We start from the raw sequence: 26,449 nt of genomic DNA, 5'->3' as shown, positions 1-26,449 counted from the left end.
GTGAAAAGAGGGAAAGTTCATCTGAAACCTTGCGAAACATAAAAAACCATTCTTTCCATCATATTATAGAAAAGGATAGCGTTTTTTCACTTTTGGGGTAATAATTTGCCCTTAACTTGATGGGCATGTGGTGAGACCCCTAAACCTTCATTTTCTACTTCACAATACGAACACTTCATTCAAAATTCTCCATGATCAACTCACGTAAAAAAGCTGACATCGACTGTTCTTTTTTAGAGTCGTCTATTCGTTCCCATACCTCATCAGGCAACGTGATGGACACTTTTTTCGTGGTACCAAGTGATGGTCGACCAGCTCCGTCTCGCTTGCCGCCATGTGAAGCTCGACAATCCAAGCAGTCCTCAAATCCCTTATACGCTTTTTCGTACACCCGGTTATTAATCTCTAAATGTTTATTACAGCTCTGACAGATAAAAGTCTTCATAATCAAATCTCCTCTTGAAATTTGTTACTTCTATTGTATGATTTTAAGTAACTTTTATCAAGAGTTAAATTTTTATTCTTTTTGACCTCAAAACGTTGCCATAAAGGCAACGGACAATGCCCTCAAGGCATTAGGGTTGGTAAGGAGGCTTTCCCCTTCTGGCATAATCAGATGGTGCGTATGCAAGCATGAGCAAACTGTGGTTCTTTTCATGAGAATAAAGGAGGTTAACCCCTTACACTTATAGAATCAATATGTATAAGTGAGTGAAAGGAGAGTGGGTGTGAGTGAGTGAGAAGTGGTATAAAATCACCGAAGTAGCTGACCAGCTGAACATACCCCATCAAACGTTAAGGCGTTATTTAACGAACCACAAGCACTTGGTAAGGATTCGTAAACAACATAAAGCCTATAACATTCATGAAGAAGCTATACCCGTTATAAAGAATATGAGACGACTATATGAAGAAGGTAAAACCACAGAAGAAGTTGATAAGATACTTACAGATAGTGGAGTCCCTGTCACTATTGACGTTGAGAACGGCGAGGGCAAACGTGAGAAGCATGAGATAGGTGAGATTTTAACTAAGATGAATGAGAAGTTAGAAGAACAAGCAGATCGCCTAGGTCAGCAAGACGAACACATACGAAATCTAACAGAAGCCATACAGAAACAAAATGAAATCTTTAATAACCAATCTAAGTACATTGAAGAAAGCTTAGAGAGGCGTGATAGATTGTTAGTTGAATCCTTACGAGAATCTATGCAATCATCTTTACTTCTCGCGAGTGCCAAAGAAGACGAGAATAACGAGAACCCTGAAAAGAAGTCCTTTTGGGAAAAATTAAAGTATTTATTTAAGGGGTAATTGCTACCTATTGATACTGCATAAAACCCCACTTTTTTATGCAGTTGCCAGGCTTCTGAAGAAGCTAGAAACGTTGATAAATCAACGATGTATAAAAAGGTGTATGAACGATAAAAACCGACCAAGAGCCAAACCCTTGATAAATCTGGGTTTGGCTCTTTTTCTACCTTACGAAAATTTAACTTTATGTTAACTAGAAATGTATACTCTATACATTTCTAACTATTCCTCTGTTTGATTTATCTAGGAAAACAAAGGGTTTGACTCTTTTTCTAACTTTATAATAGTTGGCAATACTTTTATTGGAAATCACCTGTGTCCTTATTATCACCCATCATATGATTTGAACTCTCTCCTGGCTTCTCATTAGGATTTATTGGAATTTGAGCATTATTAGACTTGGTCTAGTTTTTAGACTTTGTCTACAAGCTGAAACTTCTTCGGTTTGAAGAGGTCTATAAATATAATAATGGTTTGGGAACATGAATGTTATTATCTTTACCCGAACTAAGTTTTTTCTTATCCATTACAAGAGAAGTACATGTTTTGGGGAAATCATAGGGAATAAATTGCTGGTAGTCATCTGAAAAAATATTAGCATTCCGGAAATCTCTAAATGGATTATCAATTGGTTTTAAATTACTATTACGTTGTGTTTTTAAGTGATTAACAATAACAGTTCCAATATATCTTCCTAATCTGAGTCCTTCGTTATTATCTGATGGAAAATGAACTCCTGCATATAAACGACTGAGCGCATTGTCATCAGCTATTTTTCGAAGCTTTTTTGCTTCTTTCGGGAAGAAATAGCTCAGCACCACTTCAGCACAACCTGACATGGTGGCATGACCGGATGGATAGGTTGGAAAACGCGGTGTACATATAAATGTTTCCAGCGTCTGATCATATTGATTCGGCCGTGCAACATCCCATTCATATTTTAAATCCCATACAACAATCAACGTGTCATTAATAGCAGCCTGCACAGCAGCTAAGATTCGCGCTGCATATGTTGGAGTTACATCATACGTATCTATTAAGCGATCGATCACAGGGGTCCACTGTTTGGTGGGAACTCCCGTACCATAATAATTCGCAATATTTTTTTCATAAGGTGTAAGCTGATTTAATGTGTTTTGAACAATCCGTAATTCTTTTTCAAAATCGATAAAGCTGGGATGTTTTATAGGCAATCGGAGTTTTCTCCCAATTGGATCAAGGTAACTTCCTTGTTTGTCACGTTTCAAAAATATAAGTGACCACAATCCAGCTTCAGGAGTAACCGGGTCAGTAGGCGATGTCACTTCCCCTGCATAAGGTATCTCTGTCCAGCATAAATAATCTTCACTCAAAATTTCGTCACCTCAAACCAATTCTTAATAAATCATATTATGAAAGGAATATAAAATGTGATTAGGCTTTCACACATCCCTTAGTAATATCGTCATATTTCAATCAAGTCAAAGTTTTTGTGAAGGTTTTTATTTACCATTCCATCGCTTATTTTAACTCTCCCGTTTATGAGAACAGCCTACTCATTCTTGAATAAGATAACAGAAGAGTTCTGTGTAAAGGAATGAGTATAGTGAGAAAAAAGAAAAAACCATCCTTAGTAAAATTCATTGATTGTAATATCGATTTACCTCCCAGGGGATGTTCCGGGATTTTCCCGTTTGAAGGTTGTACGAATCCAACGATACAATTAGATGCCATTGGAACGATCAGCTGTGAAGGCATCATCAGTGGTAGAGTGCTATGTGATTATCAACCCCTCCAAGGTGTCACGGTTAATCTGTCGTCATCATTCCCGGGACTGGTCTTTGATAACCCAAATCCTGTCACGGATAGCACCGGCCGGTTTTCAACGAAAGTGACCGTGGTTCCGGGCACTTCGATCATACCAAACGTCATCGTGACCGCAACGGCAGTGGTCATCGGCAAAGAAGTCAGGGATTCGATGTCAGTGAGAGTGGATTGTATTAAATGTAAACATCCTGAACTCACCCTGGACACGATCAAGGAGCCTGTCGGGTGCAAGGGTGCAAAACTTTCTGGTCGACTCATTTGCGATGGAAGGGCAATAGGGAATGCGGCCATTTCATTTATCATTGAATCACAATCCAAGCGTGTCGTTATCACTCCAAATCCTGCGATTACTCAGGGTGACGGGGAATTTACAGCAACTCTGGTTCTTTTTCCAGAGGTGAATGAGACCATTTCGATTACAGCATCAACGAAAATCGGAGGAAAAACGGTTACCTCAGAAACAAGAGAAGTGAAGGTTCGCTGCGCCAAATGTAAGAAACCGGACATAAAATTAGGTGAATTAAAGAAAATCGATTGCTGTGCCGTCGTGCGTGGGAAAGTTACGTGTGATGGCGTACCACAGTCGAATATCACGGTAATACTAACCGGTTCACCAATTCTGAAGTTTAGGTCTTCTGCTCCAGTGACCAACGAGAAAGGAGAATTTTCGTCGGTCGTCAAGGTGAAAAACGGAACTGATTTTCAGTCTGCTTTCTACACAGCTAAAGCAGTGGTGAGTGGGAAAACAGTGGAGGACACTGACCAAGTCATGGCAGGCTGTAATAAGTGTAAAAAGCCTAAACTTACTTTAGAAGTGCCATGCGAAGTCATCCCTTGTGAAGGCACTAAATTGACCGGGCAATTAACCTGTGACGGAACCCCTATCCGAAATGCTGCAATCACGATTACTATCATAGATTCATCACCAGGTGCTGTGGAAGTGAATCCCAACCCTGCCTGGACTAATGAACAAGGTGAATATGAAACAAAGATCACACCTGTCTCGGGAAAATCTGAAGACATATCCATTCAGGCGATGACAATCTTTGGCGACAAGATGATCAAGTCAATGATCAAAACAGTCAAAATTCATTGCCAATGCAAAGATCCGACCATTGAACTGGATCATATAAAAGAGATAGACTGCTGCGGAAAGGTGAGCGGAAAAGTTTGTTGTGACAAGAAACCCTTGAATGATGTGAAAGTAAAACTGTCGAGTCCAGTTTTACGGTTTGAACCTGATGTTGTGTATACAGATGAACTTGGAAGGTTTTCAAGTGCCGCTAAAGTACCGCAGAATACGCCATTCGAAGACGTTAAGTACTCGGCAAGCACTGAGATAGAGGATGAAAAGAAAATCGTAGAGAAAGCCTTTGTTTATGCAGGCTGCCAGGAATGCAGAGAAGTCAAATTGACGTTTAAAGTGCCACCAAAAGTGAGATGTAAAGGTGCCTGTCTCACAGGAAAAGTACTGTGTGACTCCAAGCCACTTGAAAATCTCAAAGTTCATTTTGAAGTGAAGGAAAAGGACTATAAGTCTACCGTCGCACCGAATCCTGCAATCACAGATAAGGAAGGGCATTATTCATCAAAAATCATTCCTAACCATGGGATGCAAGGTCGCATCTCAATCCGAGCTTTTGTTGTCATTGATGACAAAAAGATTTACACGAAACCATATGATGTGCATATCGAATGTGTCTGTCCACCTGAAGAGTGTTCCTGTAAAAATGATTAAAAAACCGGTAATGAATCAATCTTTTACTCATTACCGGCTTTTAAAAAGGTTACTATAAGACTTAGTGACAGAGTTCCTGCTGTAGACCGCAAAGTAAACTTGGAGAAATAATAAAACCCTATTTTTTTAGTTCTTCAAGCTTTCTTCTATTGACCACTCTGTATAAGGAACCTTGTGATATTCCAGTTGCCGAAACAATTTCCCTTATAGAATATTCTTTACTATCATACATCCTTAGCGCAACAGTAAGCTTTTCTTTATCCAACCTGGGTCTACGTAAGGTTTTCCCACGCCTTTTACTTGCTTCGAGTCCTTCCTTTACTCTCTCGGCAATCAGGTTTCTTTCTAATTCAGCGATGACGCACATCATTTGGAACATGGCTTTGCCCGTAGAGGTTCTTGTATCCATAATGACGTAAAATTCAATCTATTCATTTTCATGGTTAAGAGCCAAAAGAGTATAAAAATATACAAGTTTACTGGAGGTTAAAAATGAATAATCTAAAATTGGAAAACAAAAAAACTACATTTTTCAATGTTGAAAGGCTGTCGAGAAAATCTCGACAGCCTATCTTTTTACCAATTTCTTTGTTGGGAATTAACGAAATAGACCCCTCTTATATCCTGAATTACAACAAGCACCACCATAACCCGGTGATGGCTTATGTGCCCCAGCCACTTGTCCTGGCATTCCTGGTGTATACGCTCCAGCCACGCTTGGTCCTGGTCCCATATTATAGTCTTGGCTTGTTACTTCATTTGCAACAGATTGAGAATGAGGATAGTAGTGTTGATTCTGAACATTTGTATGATTAATGGTATTTGTGTGAGATGGATGGATATGAGGTTGAACAATGTTGTTGTATGTGTGCTGAGTGCAGCATTTAGTAGGATGAACAATCGCTGGTAATACTTGAGATGGTTTACAATACATTTTCTCCACTCCTTTCTTAATTATCTACATTTATAAATTATGTGAAATGGTGGATGTATGTACTAGTATAAATCCCCATTAACACCAACAAAATCAATTTAGGATTTAAAACGAATGCTATGTATTGAGATCTATACAAAAATTTCAAACAGTAAAGAAAACGTCCCTTTTTTTATCAGGCCAGATAATGGAATAAACGTAAAGGACAGCTAGATATGGTTCCTTTATCAATCAACCATACAATTGCATATATTCAAGGAGCTGAAATATGGATTTTATTTCACCGAAGGAAGCGGTGTTGAAGATGAACCAGTGACCTAAAGATACTATAGCGACGGGTCATCGTCATACCTTTGGGGTTAAATCTGACGGAACGGTGTTGGCTGTAGGTTGGAATGAGTATGGCCAATGCGATGTAAGCAGCTGGCGCGGTATCCAACTGCCCTACCTTCTCAAACTGTGAAGTAAGAAAAAAATAAATCCCTCTATTAAGAGGGAGGTTTTCATTAATATAATGGTTGGGGGTTGTGACAAGGTGGAAATCCATTTATATCCTGAATCATATAAAAATTGTATTGTTTTAAGGCAAATTGTGCTTGATACAAATATTCAATTACAAGTAGCTTTTCACCAGATGTACCACACAAAATACCTGACGTTCCTTGCCCATTTGCTAATGAAACACCGACAGGCTGGCCAATCAAATATCTAATTTTTTGTTGCCATGGCATAGTCATTACTCCTTCAAATACATGATATTGAAATAGAGAAAATAGGTGCCTGTATTGCTTAAATGATGGTCGAAGATAAACTTCGTCCCGGAGGTAAAGTTTTTGGTGGAATTTCTATCGAAAATAGCTCTGTGCTATTTTTATTCACCTGGATATCCAGTTGGCCAGTAACTCATTTTCATCCCCCTTTGTACAATTATATTGACGTTCGTAAAAATGCCAGTTGGACAAAAATTGTAGTTGTTTCTATGGATATATATCGGTTGACGTCATTTATGTTAATGACCAAGTTCGCCTTTAGATATGCATTTTTTGAAAAGACTGATAAATATTGAGAGTCTTCTTTAGGCGGCAGCACTACAGCCTATACGTGTGTCGCTTTGGCATTAAAGAAAAAGCGAACCAGGGGGACTAATTCCCTTCGGTCAAACGCCCCCTTGGTTCCGGTTCCTTTTCCCATCAACCCACACCGAACGAGTCGAAAACCTTAGAATTCTAAAAAACTGAAGAACAAAAAATTAAAAGAATAAAAGACAAAAGGAGAGCAACCAATATCCGGCTGCTTTCTTTTTTTATGGATTTTCCCCTTTTGCCTTCCGAATCAACATAAAAAACTTTTGTTGTTCAAACCACCCTTGCCCCCTCTCTAAACTCATTGTTCGTTCTACTTGCAAAAGGGGAAAAATGAAATCGAAAAACCAAAGGAGGAAAACCAATGACGAAAAACAAAGTACTAGTAGAAATCAAAGAACAATTAGATCAAGGGATTCAAGAACTTATGAACGGCGAGAAATTCCAGGAGTGGTTGAAATTCCTCTCTAACTCCCCATAACTACAGTTTTAACAATACCATTTTAAATTCACTTGCAAAATCCACAAGCCCCCTAGTAAAAGGATTTAATGAGTGGAAAAAACAAGGACGTTTCGTCAAAAAAGGAGCTAAGGAAATAAAAGTAATTGCCCCTTTAATTGGAAAGAATACAGAGAAGGAAAAAAAGGTCCTTTATGGCTTTCGATACGTGAATGTCTTTGATGTTTCAAACACCGACGGAAAAGAGTTCCAACCCCAGTTGTAAAAAGACTTGAAGGAAGTGGAGAACAAGAAAAAGCATTACTGCAGGAATGGATAGATAAAAATTACATTTCGGTGATACAGGAGAAGCTTACGGGTATTTTAATATTAAGGGAAATTACATTCTCTTCCACCTTTACGGCTCCGAGTTCGGGCTGTCTTTAGGCCAGCCATGGTTCGTTAACGTCTAATGTCCCGTTCAAATTCGGCTAAGACTGAAAGCATTCCAAACACAGTTTTTCCCACGGCTGTACTTGTATCAATTTCATCTTGAATGCTTATAAACTCCACTTCTTTTTCTCCAAGTGTATCAGCAACTTCAATTAGTTGTTTTATTGACCTAGCAAAACGATCTAATTTGTAAACCACAAACTTATTTCGAGGGGTAGTACCAGCGAACCTGTCACTACCCGCAATAATCTATTGGTCATTACATCTATATCAATCATATCCCAAATCGTCAAAGCATACATATCCCCTAATGAGTTAATGATGGGGAGGATGCAAAGGTGAAACGGGTATCCAATGTGACAGTAAGAAAACGATTAGTAATTGCTTTTATAGTCGGAATACTTATATTTACAATCATTGATATTCGGCTAGGATATGTACAATTTTTTATGGACAAGCTTACAGTAGGTGCCAAAGACTCCTGGAGCAGAAATGTTCCTTTTGAGCCAGAACGGGGAAAAATCCTTGACAAGAATGGGGTAGAGCTAGCAACAAATCAAAGTGCACCAACAGTTTTTGTAATTCCAAAACAGATCACAAACCCTGCTGAGGCTGCGGAAAAGCTTGCGAGTTCACTTAATATCTCAAAAGAGAAAATTTATAAGTATATGACGCAAAATTCATCGATTGTGCGTATCAATGAAGCGCGAAAAATCTCATATGATAAGGCAAAAGAAATTGAAGACTTAAATATGAAAGGTGTTTATATTGGAGAGGATTCGAGAAGATATTATCCTTTTGACAGCTATCTTTCGCATGTTTTAGGTTTTGCTGGTGTCGACAATCAAGGGTTAATGGGGTTGGAACTTTATTACGATAAGGAATTAAGTGGTGAGCAAGGTTCAGTAAAATTTTATTCCGATGCTAAGGGTAAACGGATGCCAAATATGGCGGATGACTATCAACCTCCAGTAGATGGCCTCGATCTTACTTTAACCATCGACACGAAAATTCAAACGATTATTGAGAGAGAATTGGACATTACACAAGCCACTTACAAACCTGATGGAATTATAGCAATAGCTATGAATCCCCAAAATGGGGAGATCCTAGCGATGTCAAGCAGACCAACGTTTGATCCGGATAATTTTAAGAATGTACCTCAAGAGATCTTTAATCGAAATTTACCTATTTGGAGTTCGTATGAACCTGGGTCCACATTTAAGATTGTTACTCTAGCAGCAGTTTTAGAGGAAGATAAGGTGAATTTAACAAAAGAACAGTTTCATGACCCAGGACATATTGAAGTTTCAGGTTCAACATTACATTGTTGGAAGAGAGAGGGGCATGGCACACAAACCTTCTTCGAAGTGGTACAAAATTCATGTAACCCAGGTTTTGTTGAATTAGGAGAACGATTAGGGAAAGAAACTCTGTTTCAATATATAAAAAACTTCGGTTTTGGGCAGAAGACTGGAATTGATCTTCATGGGGAAGGTAAAGGAATCCTTTTCGACTTAGACCGAGTTGGCCCAGTTGAATTAGCAACAACTGCATTTGGACAAGGTGTTTCAGTCACTCCTATACAGCAGGTTGCTGCGGTGTCAGCTGCCGTTAATGGAGGGACTCTTTATCAACCATATGTTGCTAAAGAATTGGTGGATCCGGAAACAGGAGAAGTGGTCATGCGGAATACCCCGACTGCCAAGAAAAAGGTGATTTCAGAAGAAACTTCAAAGCAGGTAAGAGAAGCACTAGAAAGTGTAGTGGCTCAAGGTACAGGTAAAAAAGCATTTGTAGAAGGTTACCGGGTAGGAGGGAAAACGGGTACAGCTCAAAAAGTTAAAGATGGGAGATATATGGAAAATAATCATATTGTTTCATTTATGGGATTTGCACCTGCTGATGATCCTGAAATTGTAGTTTATCTAGCCGTTGATAATCCAAAAGGAACTATACAGTTTGGTGGACAAGTAGCTGCTCCGATTGTGGGAAATATTATTAAAGATAGTCTAAGCGCCCTAGGTGTAAAAAAGCGTAAAGATCAAATTGAGAAAGAAACCACCTGGCTAGATACTCCCATGGTGGAAACTCCCAATTTAGTTGGTTTATCCCGTAAAGAACTTAAAGAACAGTTGGTTAACTTCAAACTTGATATTAGTGGAGAAGGCAATAAGGTAGTCAGTCAGGCACCAGACCCAGGAGTGAAAATTGCAGAAGGGTCAACTATAAGAATTTTAATAGGAGAATAAATCGCCCAACTTTTTAAAAGTTATTTCTATATAAAGAGTGGCTTTAAATCTAGATTTATAATAAGATCGCTCGAAACTGGGGATTTCAGACAGTATCAAATATCTCACGTTGCATATACTAATTGCATGCTATTTACATCACCAGGAAACAGTTACATCCATAGAAAATATCAAGAAATCAGAACCCTAACTGAGATGGTTAGGGTTCTGATTTTGTTATCTTTGGAATAAAGGTTGATCAAAAATAAGTTCATTTTTGTAAATTAGTAGGAAAATTTTATAAAAAAGTTTGATAAATATGTTTTCATCAAACTTGATACAACAATGTTTCCTTTAAAGGCTGAAACAGTTGTGTCAGAGACATACGAACCTATCATACTCCCCTCCAAGTATTGATATCAGAAGACTTTTGGGAAAATGATGATGGTGCTATACATAATAGGGAGTTTTATAAGATAGTTTGTAATGAAATTGCTGATAAATGGGAGCACAAGCCAAGGATACGGGTCAAGAGAATATAAGGGTGAGTTAGAGTAAAATAAATCGATGAGTGCACTTAATGTCGTCTGCACATCTGCTATTCCTTTAAATTGGGCAATCGTATTATAAGGTCAATCAGATTTATATCTGGTTGACCTATTTTATAGGTGATATTTTGGATAGTCAACAAAAAGAACTGTATACTTGTAGGGCATAAAAAAAGCCTTATATCAGAATCTTTAGTAGGTGATATTTTGAAGTTGCAGAGTTAAAATCCGAATCAAGAGCTGATATTCTATAGTCCACCTCTCTATCGAATGCTGATTTAGGAAATTATATTAACTTATTCAACTAGTGGGACTATTGCTGAAGATCGATCGGGTAGCTCTATCCGAAGGATGTTAAAAAACCCATTGAAACACCAAAAATAAACAGCGTGTGTAAATGGGTACTCTCGTAATGTTAGGATATCTTTATTAGTTTTCCTTCACTCTTTAAAGAGCTTTGAAGCGTAGACTCTGCGAGAGTTGGGAGGGTTACTTCCAAGAGAAATGTGGGGATCCACCAGGCCATACTTTTATTAGTTAACCACTTTTAGGGTTTAAGTATAAATTTCATAGAAACATTAAGAAAAGGCAAGAAAACAAGAGTTATTTCTTATAAGGTAGATTGTTGTTTAATGAAAACTCAAGTGATAGGTCATTGGGTACCCATAGTAAGAAGTATGACAAAAGTGTAATTACTTTAAAATATGGTAATGATGAAAATTTATATAAAATTACAAAGGGGGGATTGGTCAACTGAACCAATCCCCCAAAATGAGGTTAACTTGGAAAGAAAGAAACATTGGGGTTGTTTCTCATATTATCTTATGTATTCGTAAATGGTTTGTTTGGGTGTTTGTGAAGAATTTAATCAAAAAAGTTCTGAAACTTTGACAAAGGAAAAGAAATCGGTTTACCATACCGATTTCTTAGGATAAACTTCGAAAGAAGGAACATTTGGGATTTCCCATATTATCATATGTATGGAATATTTATTTGTGCTTGTGTTTGCAGAGATGCCGTTAATTAAAAAGGATATCAAAAAGCCCTATGAGTAATTACACAATTCGATAAAGAACTCTTGTAAAGAGTATATTTGTTTTTTCAGCTAAAGGGGAAGATGCAAACTTATTTTATCGTCGTAACAATAGCGAACAATATAGTGGAACAGGATCATCGTTTTATAAAGAAGCGAGTCCGTTCGATGGTAGGATTGAAATCATTTCGTACAGCTACTTACATACTGAGTGGCATAGAAGCGATGCATATGATGAAAAAGAAGCAGGTTCACCAAGGGGTGAAGTCTGCCCAAAACCAAAAAGAATTCATCCATAAACGGCTTGGGTTAGCTTCACGAATTAGCAGTTTAATAGAAACTAACACTTTATGTTTCTAGCGAATAATTTTTGCACCAGAACCAAAAAAGAAGTAAATTAGGGAATGGCTTGATAAACGAGGTATTTCTCAAACATGGTTGGCCAAAAAATGAGGAGTAAATAGGAATACAATTAATGAATTAGCTTCTGGAGTAAGATAATTAGGACTGAGTTAATCAGTCCCTTTCTTCTAGTCGATTCTCACATTCCATGCACTTAATGGAAATGTCTAGCTTTGTAGAACGAACAATTAAACCACAGCTAGGACAAACCCATTTAAAAGATTTTTTTCTTTCCTCTGGCTGCTCTGCTTCGTTTCCCTCTCCTCGGTGTAATTCCATCGCTCGACGAGCTATAATGAACGCTTTTTCATCGATTCCAAGTGTTGAGATTTTCTGTTTTGTTTCTTCTGTTAGTTTCGGATTGTACCACCCATAACGCTTATCTGGCTTATCTTCTTTAAAATAAAACCCTCGATTTTCAGCCTTTGCTTAAATTTTCGGTTGTTATAAGTCCCGCCACGGCTACAATCCTGAACGACATTTATAATATTGTGCAAATGTACCAATTCATATAAGAGCGTATCCATGGTTTCAAAAAAATCAGAGTCCAGGAATTCAGCAGCTATATTAATCTCGTAAAGTTTAATTTCTCCTTGCCGATCGCCCCAAATCTTTCGAGTCGTGCACCAACCCATTGCCTTACGCTGGTTTGAATGGTAATGGCAGGGGTGGGCAACTCGATTCAAACAACAAACCTTAAAGAAGTGACCGAGGCTGATTATTCAGCTTCGGTCTATTTCGGTTATTCCTCTTCTTCCAGTTGTTTATCACACATCATGCAATTCAATGCAATATCAGGCTTTGTTGATCGTACGATTAACCCACATTCAGGGCAAACCCACTTATAAGAAGTTTTCTTTTTTTCTTCTGTCTCAGCTTTCTCTTCACCACTTCCAGCAGCGGTACCACTTCCTCCACCTTTACGAGCAATCACAAAAGCTTCTTGTTTAATGTCTAACCCTCTAATTTTCGTTTTCGCCTCTCCGTTAGCTTAGGGAAAGCCCATCCGTATCGGTCATTCTTTTCACTTGGAAAATAAAAACCTCGCCTTTCACATTCTGCCTTAAAGCGTTTGTTATGGTACGTGCCATTTCTTGAACAATCCTTTACGCCATGAATCGCATTGTAAAGGTGGACCATCTCATGAAGCATCGTATCCATCGTTTCCATAAACTCAATGTCCAGGTATTCAGCTCCAATGTTCAGCTCGTACCGTTTGTTTTTCTCTTCCTTATCGCTCCATACTCCCGTTGTTGAACACCAACCCATTGAACGTCTTTTCCCATTCATCAGTGTTAAGACTTATGTGACGGATTAGAGCATCAACCCTGTAATCAAGCCTTTAAACAAATAAGTATATACCATTTAGAAAATAGGTTGCACTCCAATCTCGTCATCCCTAGCGATTCTCCAATTTTAGGGGAAATTAGTGCATTCCTCCCTTCAGAAAAAAAACGGCATATGGTTTAATGAATAGTACATTAGGATGATATTAAATAATAGGGTTGTCATTTTTTTTATAGAGGTTTCTTTATATACTATAAAAGCAGGAATTGTATCCGCCGCTTTTTTTTTAACATTTAATCGAACATATGTTCTAATGGTGGTGAAGAAAATGGACTCATTAAAAGAAAAATTTTATCGAATCTACCCCGATTTAAAAGGAAACAAAGCAGTGGAATCATTTTTGAGCCAGTCAAAACATCAAGAACTTCTGAAAGAATTTTTGACATCACCCAGCCCTTCAGCGGAGGATTACCTTAACGAAGCATTCAAGGCTCATTATTTTGCGATCCGATTTACTTCCTATGTAAGTTCATCTTTGTATTTTCATAGCGTCAATTTTGATAAAAAAATCCGTCTCCACCGCGGTCGGCAACTTCTGACCCTCGACCAGCCACTCAGCGGGGAGAAGGAAGGAACGTTTAAAGACATAATTCCCGATTCCGAGGAATCTTTCATATTACCCGAACAATCCTTGAAAGATGCAATCAGTGACGATGCGCTTCTGGCTGCATTTAGAAAACTAACGAACAAACAAAGGGCGATTCTTGACCTCGCCTATGTAAACGGAATGAGTGATACAGAGATTGCAAGGGTCCTCCGGGTTACGCAGCAGGCTGTCTCGAAATCCCACCGGAACGCTTTGGCAAGATTAAGAGAAGAATTACAGAAAGGAGCATGAGAATGAACGCACTTTATGACATGGTGAAAGAAGCAAAGAATAACTCTCTTTATGAAGTTAACGTGGTCCGAACATTTGAACCCAAGATCCTGAAATCGCTGCACTTGACGAAGCAGGAAAACCGCGAAGACCTTGAACAGGAATTAAGGATCAAAGTGATTGCGTATGTCCGGAACTATTCCCTTGAAGATGTGCCCGGATTATTTGATCTACCGAAATAACCGCCGCAATGCAGATACAGATCCTGCGGCACACGTTAACGTTGATGTTGATTTGAAATAAAGTCGTACAGTTTAAAACAAAGTTTAACCGTTTATAAAAAAGTTTGATCAAACTTCATTTTAAAATATGTGGTCTAAATCATCAGAGAATTAAAGGTTTTGATCAATCTTTTTTCCAAAAACAAAATCTAGTCACATTAATAAATTAGCGATCACAGCCTATTTTTGATCGAACTTTTTTATAAAGAAACAGTTGAAAGTGAAGTTCCATACCTATTAAAAAAGGACAAGTAAACACGCTCCCCCTCGTGTTTACTTGTTTTTTTATCTCAGAAAAGTTTTTATTTCCAAGGTTGTAATTTCCCACCCTCCCTCTTCTTTATAAAGTGTAAGGCAAGCAAAACGGAATAAGCGCGGCGGGGATGGCCCCCCTTACTCTGCATCCCTTTTGGCTGTCTTACTACTGAAGCCAGAGTTGCAGCGCATTAAATCGATGCAGCTCTGGCCTCCAACCAAAAATCCATTAAACCTGAGGAGAGATGAGTTTATGAATTGGACGAGAACGATGAAAAATGGTGATTCCGGCAGTGATGTAAAGGAACTTCAAATCCGCGTGGCGGGATGGGCTTCTGATTCTGCTTCACAGACCAAATTAACAATCGACGGAGCTTTTGGTCTGGGAACGGAGGCAGCGGTCAAGCGTTTCCAGCGTGCTTACGGGTTATCGGTTGATGGAATTGCCGGTCCCCAGACTCACAATCAGCTGAATGCACTTGAGAGCAGCGACGGTTCCACTGCAAGTTTCAATTTCAGTGAATTCCATTCCAAAGACGGCAGCGGTTTTTCAGGAGGGAAAGTTGGATCGAGCCAGGTAAAGGAAAGTGTTCGCCGCTTGATGTACAAGCTGGAAGCTCTTCGCAAGAAGCTTGGCAATGCGCCGATCACGATCAATTCGGGCTTCAGGAGCATCAACCATAACAGCAATGTCGGAGGGGCTTCAAACAGCATGCACCTGTACGGGGTGGCAGCAGATACCGACCCTTCAGGCAAGACACCTTACCAAACAGCAGAAATTGCAAAAACCTGTGGATTCAGCGGGATTATCCAATACAATACCTTTGTCCATGTGGACAGCCGCATCGAGTACCCATACGGATCTCAATTCTGGTATTGGGCTTAAGAAGGGAGAATGATGAGCATGCCAAAGATCGTACTTGACCCCGGCCATGGCGGGAAAGACCCCGGTGCAACGGGGAACGGCCTGCAAGAGAAGCAGTTGACATTAACCATCGCTTCAAAGGTACGGGCACTTCTGGAAGAACAATATATCGTCGAGGCCATTTTAACGCGGACAACAGACGTCTACGTAGGATTGTCAGAGCGGGCACAATTTGCGAACGGACTTGGTGCAGATTACTTCGTCTCCTTCCACCATAATGCCGGCGGGGGGACAGGGTTTGAAAGCTTTATCTACCCCGGTACGTCAGGAACCGAAAGTGGGAGGCGCCAGGATATCGTCCATGCTGAAATAATGAAATTTTATGCAGGCTTCGGTCTTCGTGACAGAGGGCAGAAAGAAGCTAACTTCGCTGTACTGAGGGAAACCGCAATGCCGGCAATCTTACTCGAGAATCTATTCATCGACCATGCCGGGGATGCTTCTTATTTAAAAAATTACACATTCATTCAAGGATTGTCACAGGCCCTCGCTTCAGGTATTGCAAAAGCAGTCAATCTGCAGCCATAGACAAGCAACTTCGACAGTCCTTTCAAGCAACCAAACATAAGGAGGTCTCGCAATGGAACATTCTGTGTTCATTCAATTATTGGGCAATTTCGGTTTTCCGATTGCAGTCACTCTTTTTCTTCTCGTCAAGCTTGAAAAGAAACTTGAACAACTCGAACTTGCCATTCACGCTTTATCCAAAGCGTTCTCCAAACAGGAAGGCAAGTCGGATAAATGAGCCCGAAAAGGAGAGGAATCTGCAGTGTTTTATTAAAAGTCAAGAAAACATTTAAAACCATTTATAATTAAGCAACCAAATAAAATGTCACACATTTTATAAGGCAAAAGAGCGTGAATTTTTCTCCAAGAGAACCGATTCAGCTAAAGTATCCAATTACGAGCTAGTAGGAGCTCTTCATGATATGGAAACGTGCCCCGTTCTTTGTGGAGATACAGCGTTCTGTATATTCCCATAAAATCATGAGTGAGAAAGTAGATCGTTATGAAGCTTATCGATTATCTGGAGAATGGAAAAATGAAGCCTGGTAGCCACAGGAACGCAAGGTGTGTCCTACCGTCATTGTGATAACTGATACTCGTTACAATACCGAAAGTCCCTTTGTGAAGTTCATTCAAATACAGAACCTTGAACAGTTAGTGAATATGCCAAAACCGAAGCCGGCTGTTCTTTTCGGTCTTCAACAAAACCAGCTAATAGTTTGTCAACATTTTTCAATAAAAACTTAAATTAACTCGTGTTATACTGAAAATAGGCATGCCAAAAAACCTTCCACTGTCATAAGTTTGGAAGGTTTTGTCTTATTTAGATGGAAATCTTAATTAGGCTATATCTTGGAAAGTGGTTTTGTTTTTTAATATGGCATAGATCCAATGTAAGAGCTTATTTACGCAAGCAATGACGGCGACTTTATAAAGTTTGCCTTCCTCACGCTTCTTATCGTAAAACGCTCTCAATCTCTTGTTTCTAGGGATGATTTCATCTGTTGTTTTTTGCTTGCGACAGTCACGAATACCAGAACGAACAGCCATATATAAGGCATGCCTTAATCTACTTGAACCACGTTTTGTAATTCGAACAAGAGTAGCTTTGAACTTACCTGATTCAAACACTTCTGGATCAACCCCAGCGAATGCTACAAGCTTTTTAGGGTGATTAAACTGGTCTATCTCACCAATTTCAGAAATGATCGTTGCCGCGATTTTTCCGATACCAGGGATAGATTGGATAATCTTATATTCTTCAACTTCTTTTGCGAGAGCGTCTATCTCTGACTCCAATCTTGATAGATGCTCTTTGTATTGGAGAAGCATATCAATATACATACTAAGACTCAGTAAATGACTCTGATAAAGTGTCTTTTTAAATGGATTCCGTGCTGCAGCTTGCTTAAGATCTCGAGCTTTTTCTTCTGCCCACCTCTTAGAGCGACTCTTACAGAATTCCTTGATTTTTTCGGCCAACATATCTTCACTAACAGCCAGAATATCTTCTGATGCGGGGAATTCCTTTAAAAGAAGCAAAGAAACAACGGAATATAAATCCCCAAACACACCTCTATACTCAGGGAAGATTTGATCCAACACTGCTTGGAATTGAAGCTTGGTTTGAACGTATATCCCAGTAATATTCTCATGCTGTCTTGTGAGATTACGTAGGTTCAAAAGCTGAATCCCGCGTCTTTTATAGGGTTCTAAATCCTCTTTGTAGTAAAGCTCACAGAGACGATAAGCATCGATGGCATCCGTTTTAACTTTCCGTAAACTAGAGCTTTTAGCTCGATGAGAGATCAAAGGGTTAACGATGATTAATAAATAGTTATGCTGCTCCAGAAACTGAACCACTGGTGCGTGATAATGTCCGGTATCTTCTAGTACAACCGAGGTTTAATGCCGGTTTTATCTTTTACACTTTCCAAAAACTCAAGTAATGAGCCTAGCCCATCAAGATCATGCTTGATACTGAAACTTTTACCGTAAGGTTTTCCCTTATCTAAAAAGGCCTGAACCTCACTTTCTCCTTTTGATACATCCAGACCCACGACTGGATTCATTCTCCATCTCCTCCTCTAATTCAACTTGCCAGTAACCCCTAGTCCTCCTAGTAGTATCATAGCTTCGCTTGTTATACGAGATCTTTGTCCCAACCAGCCTCAAACATGTTTCTACCAGTAGGGGGTGAACGGTTTAACTGACGGGATCTAAGTCCCACGGGGGCGGACGTTCTACCCTGGCTACTGTTATAATAAAACCATATAAAAAATGGTCAACCAGAAATATATAACATTCTGGTTAACCTTATAATACGAAGGGGGCGTTAGTTGAACAACAACCAACACCGTTGTTTTAGTAAATAGGGCCATTGGTTGTACTTAACAATTTGCCTTTGTGATAAACCTTCAACCTCTTTTAAGAATTTGATATTATAGAATTTAGCCATTTCGATCATCCTTTTTCTTCCCCTCGACTATGTAGTAAGTTTGGTCACTTTCTATCATAAGAGAGGTTACTAGAATTGGAAATCATGTGGCTCATTTTTTATGTGATCATTTCGTATGAAAGTGGCTCAAATCTAAATTATCAAAAACACGGAGTAGTCAGTTGCTGGTTTTAGGCCTACAAAGAAATTTACAGGTTGAATTATCCTTTGTGATTTTAGTGACAGAAAAATTTTCAGTGTAAGTGAAATTTAATTTTAAAAATAATTATAAAATTCTGAAATTTTATATTGACCTTTTTATACGCGTTTTCTATAATTGTTAGAGTAATAGTATCTATAAAGAAGGAGAAATCTTACATATTTCCAGTTTTTATCTGATAAAAAGAAAGCGCTATCAAAAAAGGGAGGTAAATTATGCAAACTAAAAAGGTATTAACGTTAATGCATGTAATGGCAGCAATTCTACTAATAGTTGGACTTTTTCCACAGCTGTTACTTGGACAGGCTAATGTCGCAGCGGCTAAATCCTGGGATTTATATTCAGAAAAGATTATGTCCAAAGATACCACCAACAAAACGCTAGAATTAGAAATTCAAGGTGTTATAAAACTTGCTGAAAATTATAAAGTTACACAGAAAATAGAAGGGGAAAATATTGAAAAATCACTTCGTGATGTAAGAGTTGGCGCAGAAAATATCACTGTGAAGGTAAATCATAAAGGAGAAATTACAAAAATCTTTATTGATGGACCGACACCGGTTAAAAATATGAGAGTTGGTATCATGACAACAGGTTTTGCGTCTATCGACCATGAAAAGATAGAATTGAGTTCCCCAACCGGGCTTAAGATTGTTGATAAGATTACAAATGAAGCTTTTGAGATTGGTGAAAATGAGAAGATTACTTTTACACCTGATTCACATGCAGTAACAGTTAAAAAGCAAGACGGTACGGAAATATATACGACATCTAATAGATTATATGTGTCAACAGTCGAGGGAAGTAAAATAAAAGTAGATAGTATTACAAGAGCAGTTAAGGATCCGTCATATCGAGGTTTTTTTGAAATAACGGCAACTTTAACAGGCGATAAACTCAAATTAATTAACGAAGTGGATTTTGAAGAGTATTTATACCAGGTAGTTCCTAGCGAAATGCCAGCTTCTTTCGGGCTAAATGCTTTAAAATCACAGGCTGTTGCAGCTAGAACCTATGCTGTAGGTGATTATTTAGCCGATCGATTTGCGAAAGGTGGTTATTTTGTTTTAGACAGTGTCATGAGCCAGGTGTATAACAATTCGAGTGAAAATACTCTAACTACACAAGCAGTACAGGAAACAAAAGGAGTCATTATGTATAGTAATGGTGGTAGTTTAGTAGATGCTCGGTATTATTCTACTTCTGGTGGTTTTGGGGCATCTAAACACCAAGTATGGGCTGATGCAGACGGGACCTTCCCAGGGCAGGAAGTTCCATATTTAGTAGCAAAAAGCCATACATTCGATCCAAATGATACTAGTGAAATGCTAGAAATAGACACGTCAAATGAGCAAGAAATTCGAGAGTTTTATAAGACACTTTCTTACAGAGGATATGATGACACATCAGCTTACTTTAGATGGAAAGTAAGTTTCTCTAACGAAGAATTAGCCAATACCATTAATAATAATATAAAGGCAAGATATGCGGCAGATCCTAACTTTATATTAACCCAAAATGAATCTGGTGAATTTGTGAGCCTTCCAATTCCTGACGAAGGCATTGGAGAATTTAACAATATGTACGTTGTAAAACGTGGTGATGGCGGCAATATTATGGAATTAGTAATTGAAGGCTCAACAGGAACCTATAAAATTGTGAAGGAATACAATATTCGATTCACCATTAGACCATCAGCTACTTATACACTAGGTGGACCAGTTACCTTACACCGCGCCACTGGTGGAAGTAGTGGTTATTCGGCTACACCACTTACAAACTATACGATTCTACCATCAGCTTTCTTTAGTTTTGAAATAGACGAAGAATCTGGTGTTACATTCTTCGGAGGTGGAAATGGTCACGGTGTAGGGATGAGTCAATACGGAGCTTCTCAATTAGGGCTAGAAGGATGGACTTTTGATCAAATATTAACAGCGTATTACTCAAATATGACTTTGACAGATGTGTCTGTAATTGGGGGTTCCGGGGAAAAGTAACAAAGTATGGGGTTTGACACGGATCTGTATCGACTTAGAGTTGGAACCTTTCGGGTTATATTTGACATAAACCATGATGAGAAAGTGATATACATACAAGCTGTTGGAAATCGTAGTGACATCTATAAGTAACGACAACACACAAACCTATTTTTAAATGTAAAAAGACTTTCCCAAATTGGAGAGTCTTTCTTTTTATACGTAAGAACAATGTCCGCTAATGCTTATTGCGTGATTTAGTTCCATTGCTACACAGACCCCAACTGTTTTAGGTACCTCACTTTTATTATGAGGGAACTTAGCGTCGTATTGGAAAAACTTAAACATAACAGTAAACCCAAGCTTTGAGTTTCCTGGTTCTGGTGCAAAAATTATTCGCTAGAAACATAAAGTGTCAGTTTCCATTAAACTGCTAATTCGTGAAGCTAACCCAAGCCTTTATGGATGAATTCTTTTTGGTTTTGGGCAGACTTCACCCCTTGGTGAACCTGCTTCTTTTTCATCATATGCATCGCTTCTATGCCACTCAGTATGTGAGTAGCTGTACGAAATGATTTCAATCCTACCATCGCATACTGATGAAATCAACGTTTACAACCTTTGAATATTAATATTCAACTTTCAGATATGAATAAAAAACTGTATAAACTTTACTTAAATTTGGAAAGGGATTACTCTATAAATGGAACATATGTTCTTTATTAACCCCCTTTTATTTCGCCATCCTAGTGATGGCGTCTTTTTTTTATTTTGAAAAGGGTTGAGGGAGGTTAAAAGCTTGAGAATAAAGGAATATTACTTCAACCCATTACATAAAGTGTTACAGATTAACAGTGTAATAGTGTAACAGTGTTAGTGACTTAACTTAGAAAATTACGTATGTTTTTCAAAAAAAATAAAGAGGGGGAAGGTCTATGATTAAGTTTGACTTGAGACAAAAACAACCGAGATCAGATAAAAAAACTCGTGTTAATGCTAGCTTAGACAATGACACTCACGAGAAGTTAAAAAAGCTTGCAATAAGCTGTGACATGACTAAAACCATGTTAGCAGCAGAACTATTAAAAATGTGCGTCAATCATTTGGACATCATTGACTTTTATCAGAAGAATTACAATAAAAACGATCAGTATAGAGTAATACCCGTAAAGAAAGATGGGAAAGTGCTCTATTAGGGGGTAATCCGAGATACGTGTAAAAATCTAAGTGTAACCTATCCTAAATTAAAAAGGGGGGATCGGTTAACTGAACCAATCCCCAAAGATGAGATGAAATTGGGAAGAAAGACACATTGGAATTCTTTCTCATATTATCTTATGTATTCGTAAATGGTTTGTTTGGGTGTTTGTGGAGAATTTAATCGTATTGTGCTACATTCATAAGATTTTTCCCCTTAATTTTGACAAAGGAAAAGAAATCGGTTTACTATACCGATTTCTTAGGATAAACTCCGAAAGAAGGAAGATTTGGAATTTCCGATATTATCTTATGTATGGATTATTTACTTGTGCTTGTGTTTGCAGAAATGCCTATAATTAAAAGGATATCAAAAAGCCCTATGAGTAATTACACAGTTCGATAAAGAACTCTTGTATAGAGTATATTTGTTTTTTCAGCTATAGGGGAAGATGCAAACTTATTTTATCGTCGTAATAATAACGATCGTTTTTGGGACTCAATGTGGGAAAAGATACGGTAGATTAATAAGCTGATATCATTTTATGTAAATCTTATGACGGACTAGAGCAGTAACCGTGCGCCCATGAGATTTGGGTGTCTCTACTGCCGATGGCAGTCTCACTGGAGTAATGTGAGTAAAGCGTCGTCTTACCTCATCCGAAAGGACTGGGGGGACAAGAGCATGACGTTAAAAGGCTTGTAAGCTCTAACACTATGAGCAAGATGCAAGTCAGCTAGGCTACATATGGTGAAGGCTATACTGCTTAAATCCCAGTCACGTCGGACGAAGCTCTGTCCCTTTGGAAAAGTGCTGAAACCCATGACTTGGCACTACTGGATCAAGGGTTGTGAACCGGTAGAACTCCTGCTAAGAGCCAACCACAAGGAGTGGACAGTGACGAACGGGACAGCATCCAAGTTACTTGGGGAAAGGATCACAGAGAACAAACTTCTATGTGGAAAGGGGTAACTCGGATGAGCCAAACAGCCCTTTAGAGACTGGAGGTACTACAGTTCTTGGAGAGCCGTATGCCGTGAAAGTGGCACGTACGGTTCGGGAAGGGGGAGTCGATGCGCCGTCGGCGCTTGGCTCCCTACTTCACCCTGTGACTAAATCTATTAGGCGTACTTCTTGACATTGCGCCCAATCTTTTTCCATTTCTTGAAACATCCAGCGCACATCTTTTGACGATCATGATAAATTGCTTTACTAGAACGAACTTCACAACCACAGTGTTTACACTTCATTCTTCATCAATCCCTTTTTTTACTTCTAGCTTGGACAATTCAGAATACTTTTAAACATAAATAAAGCAGGCTTAAGCCTGCTATGAGAACCTTAAAGGCTCCTTTTTAATTGAATTGAATGTAAATAAATACCGAATTGACAAGAAAGCACACAAGAGGAAAAATAATCAAATCAAATCTCTTTGAAGGTTTTTGAGTTCTATCTTTTACTATTGGAGATTGAACATTAGAAAATAGGCAATGAAATAGGTTGCTGTCGTTAGAAAGAAACTGGTTGCTAAACTTAGAAAGAGTTTATATTCATTTGGTACGAAATGATCTTCTGATATGAGTGATACTAAAAAAAATACGGTTCTGGTGCGAAAATTACTCGCTAGAAACATAAAGTGTCAGTTTCCATTAAATTGCTAATTCATGAAGCTAACCCAAGCCGTTTATGGATGAAATCTTTTTGGTTTTGGGCAGACTTCACCCCTTGGTGAACCTGCTTCTTTTTCATCATATGCATCGCTTCTATGCCACTCAGTATGTAAGTAGCTGTACGAAATGATTTCAATCCTACCATCGAACGAACTCGCTTCTTTATAAAACGATGATCCTGTTCCACCATATTGTTGAGATATTTAACTTGCCTTAGTTGGATGCCTTCAAGCATCTGTTTTTCTACTTTTAACTCTTGAATCGCTACAGGATAGGCTGGGTTTTTGTCTACTGTTATAACACGAGGTTTACAAATATGAGAAGCAGCCAAGGCTTTCTTGAAAAAGCGCTTGGCTGCTTGTTTATCTTTTGATTCACTTAGATAAAAATCAATGGTATTCCCTTCTGAATCGACTGCACGATATAAATACATCCATTGGCCTTTTACTTTTTCCTTTTCCATACTGATCACACACCTTTTTTAGATTAATAGTATCAGTATGTCCAAGATTTAGAGATTACTTACTATCAGTTCCAGTTTTTTGAACCAGTACTTAAAATTGGAACATAGGGGGTTGACGGAAAGGGAATTCCCCCTGGTTAGCTTTTTCTTTCATGCCGAAACGACATGTATCGGAATTAAAAAAGACGCTTTTCCTTACTGTACAGACCGTAGTTGCCCAAAGAATATTTTAAAATTGATCCATCGAAAGGTTTGGAGACTTTTTCTTAAAAAATTATGTAGTCAGAAGCTCTACAATATTCTTTAAGATTTGGAACTCCCCAGCTTTTACTTGCTTCATAATATCTCTAAATCGAAGGGTTAAAAACTCTTCTACATCCAGTTGAAGGTCAGGATGGATCTCTTGTAAATCGTGAAGAAGTACTTCCCCTCTTAGGACATGTTGCTTTTCTATTTTCACACTGATATACGTATATTCTTCTTTCCTTGTATTCCTCTTTTTGAAATGTTGTTTTAAGTCCTGTATATTCATTTCTTTTTTCCCCTCAAGATAATGATTGATGGAAAGATCATCTATCTCCTCTTCTTCCTGGCTACCTCTAATCCATTTAGCTAAAGTGTCATAGTTCATGCCTCTATCAATCTGACGAAGAAAATCTAAGAAGAAAAGGTTTATTAATTCCTCTACCGTGTAGATATCATCCATTTCATCCTCAAGTATCTCATTAATCGTCCCCACAAACACTTGGGCACGTTTTAAATCATACAAAGGAACCTTTATATTTAATCGAGCATGTTTAGACTCAAATAGACGGTGTATGAGACCCCCAGCATGATCAACAACAGCATTATTTATTAGGTCTAAACGGCTGTACTTTCTCACGTGTTACATGGCCCCCTTTCTCGATATAACTTAATACTGAAAAGACAACGCCATGAAGAGCTTTTCTTTCGGATACATTCCATTCAATGGAGAGATTGGTTAACAACTCTTTTTCAACTTGATTGGGTTTAACGGTTTTATGAGTTTCGGTGTTCCTGTATGTAGAGGACTTGCCTAACATTTCAGGATGTCTTAATCCGAACCTCACAAGCATCGTAAAAAATTGAGTAATACTTTCAGCACTTAATTCGTTCTTTAAAGATTGATATAACCGTCTAAACTGTCTATTTTCATCATCAGTCACAGGAAATTTCATTGGAGCTGATTTATCAAATCTTGTTTTACGTTTATGGTCACCTGAACGAGCTACAGAAGGCTTTCTAACTTGTTCCTTTTTTTCTTCAAAGAATAATGGAGCAATCGGTTTATGCTTCATCTTCCTTTCCCCCACTTTCTGCTGCCATTAAAATTAGTAATTTCCGAGAATCGTAATCCCATAATTCTACTTAAATTACTATATGAGATAGGGAAGGGGAGTAGACCAGGTATAAAGGAAAATCATCCTGGCCATAATGGTATTACAAAACCTTGTAAGGGAGAGCTTGATTATGGCCAAACAAAAGTTAGATAAGGAACTAGCAAGAAAAATAGTGAATGCAAGTAAAATTGCGTCTAAAGAATTGGGTTATGTTCCTGATAAGAAGTCTCACAAATAACGTAGTATCCTAGAGCCAGAATGCTATAAACCCATAATCCCACTAAAAATAGCACCTAAAGAGAGGTGCTTTTTGGTCGAACCGTGAATAATCGTCATCCACCATTTTTCAAAATGTGTATCCTTCCCCAGTTCAATACACTGCATTTAGCCCCCGTTTGATTATGAGCAGGTTATTCAAATTCATTAATAATAATTCCATGTTTATCATAATATTTATAGTTCCGAAATGTATATTCGTTTTTATCAGTTTGTGGTAAATCTGCCCAAGTTACGGTATCGAACGTATAGTATGATCCTTTTTGGCGTAATAGACTCTATGGTTTTCCTGTTAACGTCATCTTACGAGCATACACATTCTCCTTTTTTATGATTACTCATCATATTGAACCTGTCTTTCAAGTTCCTGAATCTTGGCATGTTGCTTTCTTATCAATCTATTCTGTTTGTCGACGGTGCGTTGTAATGCTCTTATTTCTTTTCTAACTGACCAATCATATATAGAAAATAAGATCATTCCTACAACACCTGTCATGATATACAGTGCATACATATTCCTTCCTCCATACATTTTACAACCTTTACACATCATTCACACAAGTCATTTTCTGCTTTTCTCTTGTTAACCAAAACGCTACACCGTCTTCATTGATAAATACCTGATCCCCCCCACTACAAGATCGGCTTTAGGAACCTTTCCTCTTCCATAATAAAGATGTAATTTATGTCGATCATAACGCAATCCTTATTTGCAATCAATTTGATCTTTTTG

The 26,449-nt window shown here is 38.3% G+C and carries 24 protein-coding genes and 5 pseudogenes; 15 read left to right on the top strand and 14 right to left on the bottom strand.

Annotation, left to right across the window (positions count from 1 at the left end; all coding sequences use genetic code 11):
• Window positions 1-175: 175 nt before the first annotated feature.
• On the bottom strand, window positions 176-445 hold the full coding sequence (locus RSX31_RS21065) for a type II toxin-antitoxin system HicB family antitoxin (RefSeq protein WP_315635938.1): 270 nt from the start codon (window positions 443-445) through the stop codon (window positions 176-178).
• A gap of 287 nt (window positions 446-732) precedes the next feature.
• On the opposite strand from RSX31_RS21065, the gene RSX31_RS21060 reads away from it, so the two are divergent.
• Window positions 733-1,314, top strand: a complete 582-nt coding sequence (locus tag RSX31_RS21060; protein WP_315635937.1) for a MerR family transcriptional regulator — start codon at window positions 733-735, stop codon at window positions 1,312-1,314.
• A gap of 455 nt (window positions 1,315-1,769) precedes the next feature.
• On the opposite strand, the gene RSX31_RS21055 is transcribed toward RSX31_RS21060, so the two are convergent.
• Window positions 1,770-2,666: a vanadium-dependent haloperoxidase gene (locus RSX31_RS21055; RefSeq protein ID WP_315635936.1), complete on the bottom strand. Its 897-nt coding sequence runs from the start codon at window positions 2,664-2,666 to the stop codon at window positions 1,770-1,772.
• 233 nt (window positions 2,667-2,899) lie between these two features.
• On the opposite strand from RSX31_RS21055, the gene RSX31_RS21050 reads away from it, so the two are divergent.
• A complete protein-coding gene (locus RSX31_RS21050; RefSeq protein ID WP_315635935.1) occupies window positions 2,900-4,858 on the top strand; it encodes a hypothetical protein in 1,959 nt (652 codons plus the stop codon).
• 118 nt (window positions 4,859-4,976) lie between these two features.
• Here RSX31_RS21050 and RSX31_RS21045 read toward each other — a convergent pair.
• A pseudogene (locus RSX31_RS21045) lies at window positions 4,977-5,267 on the bottom strand (recombinase family protein); the annotation flags it as partial.
• A 189-nt stretch (window positions 5,268-5,456) separates the two neighbouring features.
• The gene (locus tag RSX31_RS21040; protein WP_315635934.1) at window positions 5,457-5,792 is read right to left on the bottom strand and encodes a spore coat protein; all 336 of its coding nucleotides are present in this window, start codon (window positions 5,790-5,792) and stop codon (window positions 5,457-5,459) included.
• A gap of 328 nt (window positions 5,793-6,120) precedes the next feature.
• Between RSX31_RS21040 and RSX31_RS21035 the strand changes: the two genes are divergently transcribed.
• Window positions 6,121-6,255: an RCC1 domain-containing protein gene (locus tag RSX31_RS21035; RefSeq protein ID WP_315635963.1), complete on the top strand. Its 135-nt coding sequence runs from the start codon at window positions 6,121-6,123 to the stop codon at window positions 6,253-6,255.
• Window positions 6,256-6,298: 43 nt separating this feature from the next.
• Here RSX31_RS21035 and RSX31_RS21030 read toward each other — a convergent pair whose 3' ends face one another.
• Window positions 6,299-6,523 (bottom strand): hypothetical protein, encoded by a 225-nt coding sequence (locus RSX31_RS21030; RefSeq protein ID WP_315635933.1) that lies wholly within the window; start codon window positions 6,521-6,523, stop codon window positions 6,299-6,301.
• A gap of 851 nt (window positions 6,524-7,374) precedes the next feature.
• Here RSX31_RS21030 and RSX31_RS23360 point away from each other — a divergent pair.
• Window positions 7,375-7,599: an ArdC-like ssDNA-binding domain-containing protein gene (locus RSX31_RS23360; protein WP_397548118.1), complete on the top strand. Its 225-nt coding sequence runs from the start codon at window positions 7,375-7,377 to the stop codon at window positions 7,597-7,599.
• 176 nt (window positions 7,600-7,775) lie between these two features.
• Here the strand turns inward: RSX31_RS23360 and RSX31_RS21025 are convergent, their stop codons facing one another.
• Window positions 7,776-7,964 carry a recombinase family protein gene (locus RSX31_RS21025; RefSeq protein ID WP_315635932.1) on the bottom strand — a complete coding sequence of 63 codons (189 nt, stop codon included), beginning with the start codon at window positions 7,962-7,964 and terminating at the stop codon, window positions 7,776-7,778.
• Window positions 7,965-8,104: 140 nt separating this feature from the next.
• Here RSX31_RS21025 and RSX31_RS21020 point away from each other — a divergent pair, with 140 nt between their 5' ends.
• Window positions 8,105-10,018, top strand: coding sequence for a stage V sporulation protein D (locus RSX31_RS21020; protein WP_315635931.1), 1,914 nt, complete (start codon window positions 8,105-8,107; stop codon window positions 10,016-10,018).
• A gap of 1,665 nt (window positions 10,019-11,683) precedes the next feature.
• A pseudogene (locus RSX31_RS21015) lies at window positions 11,684-11,938 on the top strand (DDE-type integrase/transposase/recombinase); the annotation flags it as partial.
• A 784-nt stretch (window positions 11,939-12,722) separates the two neighbouring features.
• Here RSX31_RS21015 and RSX31_RS21010 read toward each other — a convergent pair.
• Together RSX31_RS21010 and RSX31_RS21005 are read right to left on the bottom strand one after the other, a co-directional pair.
• Window positions 12,723-12,914, bottom strand: a complete 192-nt coding sequence (locus RSX31_RS21010) for a hypothetical protein (RefSeq protein ID WP_315635929.1) — start codon at window positions 12,912-12,914, stop codon at window positions 12,723-12,725.
• Window positions 12,915-12,934: 20 nt separating this feature from the next.
• Window positions 12,935-13,249: a hypothetical protein gene (locus RSX31_RS21005; RefSeq protein ID WP_315635928.1), complete on the bottom strand. Its 315-nt coding sequence runs from the start codon at window positions 13,247-13,249 to the stop codon at window positions 12,935-12,937.
• A gap of 346 nt (window positions 13,250-13,595) precedes the next feature.
• Here RSX31_RS21005 and RSX31_RS21000 point away from each other — a divergent pair, with 346 nt between their 5' ends.
• From RSX31_RS21000 to RSX31_RS20975, 6 genes are all read left to right on the top strand, one after another.
• Complete coding sequence (locus tag RSX31_RS21000) at window positions 13,596-14,165, top strand: sigma-70 family RNA polymerase sigma factor (protein WP_315635927.1); 570 nt, start codon at window positions 13,596-13,598, stop codon at window positions 14,163-14,165.
• Between the two features lie 2 nt (window positions 14,166-14,167).
• Window positions 14,168-14,386, top strand: coding sequence for a hypothetical protein (locus RSX31_RS20995; protein ID WP_315635926.1), 219 nt, complete (start codon window positions 14,168-14,170; stop codon window positions 14,384-14,386).
• Between the two features lie 547 nt (window positions 14,387-14,933).
• Window positions 14,934-15,566, top strand: a complete 633-nt coding sequence (locus RSX31_RS20990) for a D-Ala-D-Ala carboxypeptidase family metallohydrolase (RefSeq protein WP_315635925.1) — start codon at window positions 14,934-14,936, stop codon at window positions 15,564-15,566.
• Window positions 15,567-15,584: 18 nt separating this feature from the next.
• Complete coding sequence (locus RSX31_RS20985) at window positions 15,585-16,133, top strand: N-acetylmuramoyl-L-alanine amidase (RefSeq protein WP_315635924.1); 549 nt, start codon at window positions 15,585-15,587, stop codon at window positions 16,131-16,133.
• A gap of 52 nt (window positions 16,134-16,185) precedes the next feature.
• Window positions 16,186-16,350 (top strand): YvrJ family protein, encoded by a 165-nt coding sequence (locus RSX31_RS20980; RefSeq protein ID WP_315635923.1) that lies wholly within the window; start codon window positions 16,186-16,188, stop codon window positions 16,348-16,350.
• Window positions 16,351-16,529: 179 nt separating this feature from the next.
• Window positions 16,530-16,661 carry a hypothetical protein gene (locus RSX31_RS20975; RefSeq protein ID WP_315635922.1) on the top strand — a complete coding sequence of 44 codons (132 nt, stop codon included), beginning with the start codon at window positions 16,530-16,532 and terminating at the stop codon, window positions 16,659-16,661.
• A gap of 291 nt (window positions 16,662-16,952) precedes the next feature.
• On the opposite strand, the pseudogene RSX31_RS20970 reads toward RSX31_RS20975, so the two are convergent.
• Window positions 16,953-18,184 (bottom strand): annotated as a pseudogene (locus RSX31_RS20970) (IS110 family transposase).
• Window positions 18,185-18,984: 800 nt separating this feature from the next.
• On the opposite strand from RSX31_RS20970, the gene RSX31_RS20965 reads away from it, so the two are divergent.
• Together RSX31_RS20965 and RSX31_RS20960 are read left to right on the top strand one after the other, a co-directional pair.
• Window positions 18,985-20,769 (top strand): SpoIID/LytB domain-containing protein, encoded by a 1,785-nt coding sequence (locus RSX31_RS20965; protein ID WP_315635921.1) that lies wholly within the window; start codon window positions 18,985-18,987, stop codon window positions 20,767-20,769.
• Between the two features lie 6 nt (window positions 20,770-20,775).
• The gene (locus tag RSX31_RS20960) at window positions 20,776-20,901 is read left to right on the top strand and encodes a type II toxin-antitoxin system RelE/ParE family toxin (protein ID WP_397548117.1); all 126 of its coding nucleotides are present in this window, start codon (window positions 20,776-20,778) and stop codon (window positions 20,899-20,901) included.
• Window positions 20,902-21,194: 293 nt separating this feature from the next.
• On the opposite strand, the pseudogene RSX31_RS20955 reads toward RSX31_RS20960, so the two are convergent.
• A pseudogene (locus RSX31_RS20955) lies at window positions 21,195-21,341 on the bottom strand (IS6 family transposase); the annotation flags it as partial.
• A 342-nt stretch (window positions 21,342-21,683) separates the two neighbouring features.
• On the opposite strand from RSX31_RS20955, the gene RSX31_RS20950 reads away from it, so the two are divergent.
• Window positions 21,684-21,944: a hypothetical protein gene (locus RSX31_RS20950; protein WP_315635920.1), complete on the top strand. Its 261-nt coding sequence runs from the start codon at window positions 21,684-21,686 to the stop codon at window positions 21,942-21,944.
• Window positions 21,945-23,608: 1,664 nt separating this feature from the next.
• Here the strand turns inward: RSX31_RS20950 and RSX31_RS20945 are convergent.
• The 4 genes and pseudogenes from RSX31_RS20945 to RSX31_RS20930 all read right to left on the bottom strand — a co-directional run.
• Window positions 23,609-24,067 (bottom strand): annotated as a pseudogene (locus RSX31_RS20945) (IS6 family transposase); the annotation flags it as partial.
• A 286-nt stretch (window positions 24,068-24,353) separates the two neighbouring features.
• The gene (locus tag RSX31_RS20940) at window positions 24,354-24,962 is read right to left on the bottom strand and encodes a hypothetical protein (RefSeq protein WP_315635919.1); all 609 of its coding nucleotides are present in this window, start codon (window positions 24,960-24,962) and stop codon (window positions 24,354-24,356) included.
• A complete protein-coding gene (locus tag RSX31_RS20935; RefSeq protein ID WP_315635918.1) occupies window positions 24,928-25,398 on the bottom strand; it encodes a hypothetical protein in 471 nt (156 codons plus the stop codon). The genes RSX31_RS20940 and RSX31_RS20935 overlap by 35 nt, the downstream gene beginning before the upstream one ends.
• 652 nt (window positions 25,399-26,050) lie before the next feature.
• A complete protein-coding gene (locus RSX31_RS20930) occupies window positions 26,051-26,230 on the bottom strand; it encodes a hypothetical protein (RefSeq protein WP_315635917.1) in 180 nt (59 codons plus the stop codon).
• Between the last annotated feature and the right edge of the window lie 219 nt (window positions 26,231-26,449).

This window comes from Rossellomorea yichunensis, assembly GCF_032337515.1.
GTDB classification, from domain to species: Bacteria; Bacillota; Bacilli; order Bacillales; family Bacillaceae_B; genus Rossellomorea; species Rossellomorea yichunensis.
Note: the sequence above shows the minus strand (reverse complement) of the source record. Positions and strands in the feature narration are given on the sequence as shown.

Bases quoted from the DNA above. Each gene is read 5' to 3' on its own strand.
- RSX31_RS20975 (WP_315635922.1), top strand. From the start codon at position 16,530: ATGATATGGAAACGTGCCCCGTTCTTTGTGGAGATACAGCGTTCTGTA.
- RSX31_RS21040 (WP_315635934.1), bottom strand. From the start codon at position 5,792: ATGTATTGTAAACCATCTCAAGTATTACCAGCGATTGTTCATCCTACT.
- RSX31_RS20990 (WP_315635925.1), top strand. From the start codon at position 14,934: ATGAATTGGACGAGAACGATGAAAAATGGTGATTCCGGCAGTGATGTA.
- RSX31_RS20950 (WP_315635920.1), top strand. From the start codon at position 21,684: ATGATTAAGTTTGACTTGAGACAAAAACAACCGAGATCAGATAAAAAA.
- RSX31_RS20965 (WP_315635921.1), top strand. From the start codon at position 18,985: ATGCAAACTAAAAAGGTATTAACGTTAATGCATGTAATGGCAGCAATT.
- RSX31_RS20930 (WP_315635917.1), bottom strand. From the start codon at position 26,230: ATGTATGCACTGTATATCATGACAGGTGTTGTAGGAATGATCTTATTT.
- RSX31_RS20995 (WP_315635926.1), top strand. From the start codon at position 14,168: ATGAACGCACTTTATGACATGGTGAAAGAAGCAAAGAATAACTCTCTT.
- RSX31_RS20985 (WP_315635924.1), top strand. From the start codon at position 15,585: ATGCCAAAGATCGTACTTGACCCCGGCCATGGCGGGAAAGACCCCGGT.
- RSX31_RS20980 (WP_315635923.1), top strand. From the start codon at position 16,186: ATGGAACATTCTGTGTTCATTCAATTATTGGGCAATTTCGGTTTTCCG.
- RSX31_RS21065 (WP_315635938.1), bottom strand. From the start codon at position 445: ATGAAGACTTTTATCTGTCAGAGCTGTAATAAACATTTAGAGATTAAT.
- RSX31_RS21005 (WP_315635928.1), bottom strand. From the start codon at position 13,249: ATGGGTTGGTGTTCAACAACGGGAGTATGGAGCGATAAGGAAGAGAAA.
- RSX31_RS21000 (WP_315635927.1), top strand. From the start codon at position 13,596: ATGGACTCATTAAAAGAAAAATTTTATCGAATCTACCCCGATTTAAAA.
- RSX31_RS21030 (WP_315635933.1), bottom strand. From the start codon at position 6,523: ATGCCATGGCAACAAAAAATTAGATATTTGATTGGCCAGCCTGTCGGT.
- RSX31_RS20935 (WP_315635918.1), bottom strand. From the start codon at position 25,398: ATGAAGCATAAACCGATTGCTCCATTATTCTTTGAAGAAAAAAAGGAA.
- RSX31_RS20960 (WP_397548117.1), top strand. From the start codon at position 20,776: ATGGGGTTTGACACGGATCTGTATCGACTTAGAGTTGGAACCTTTCGG.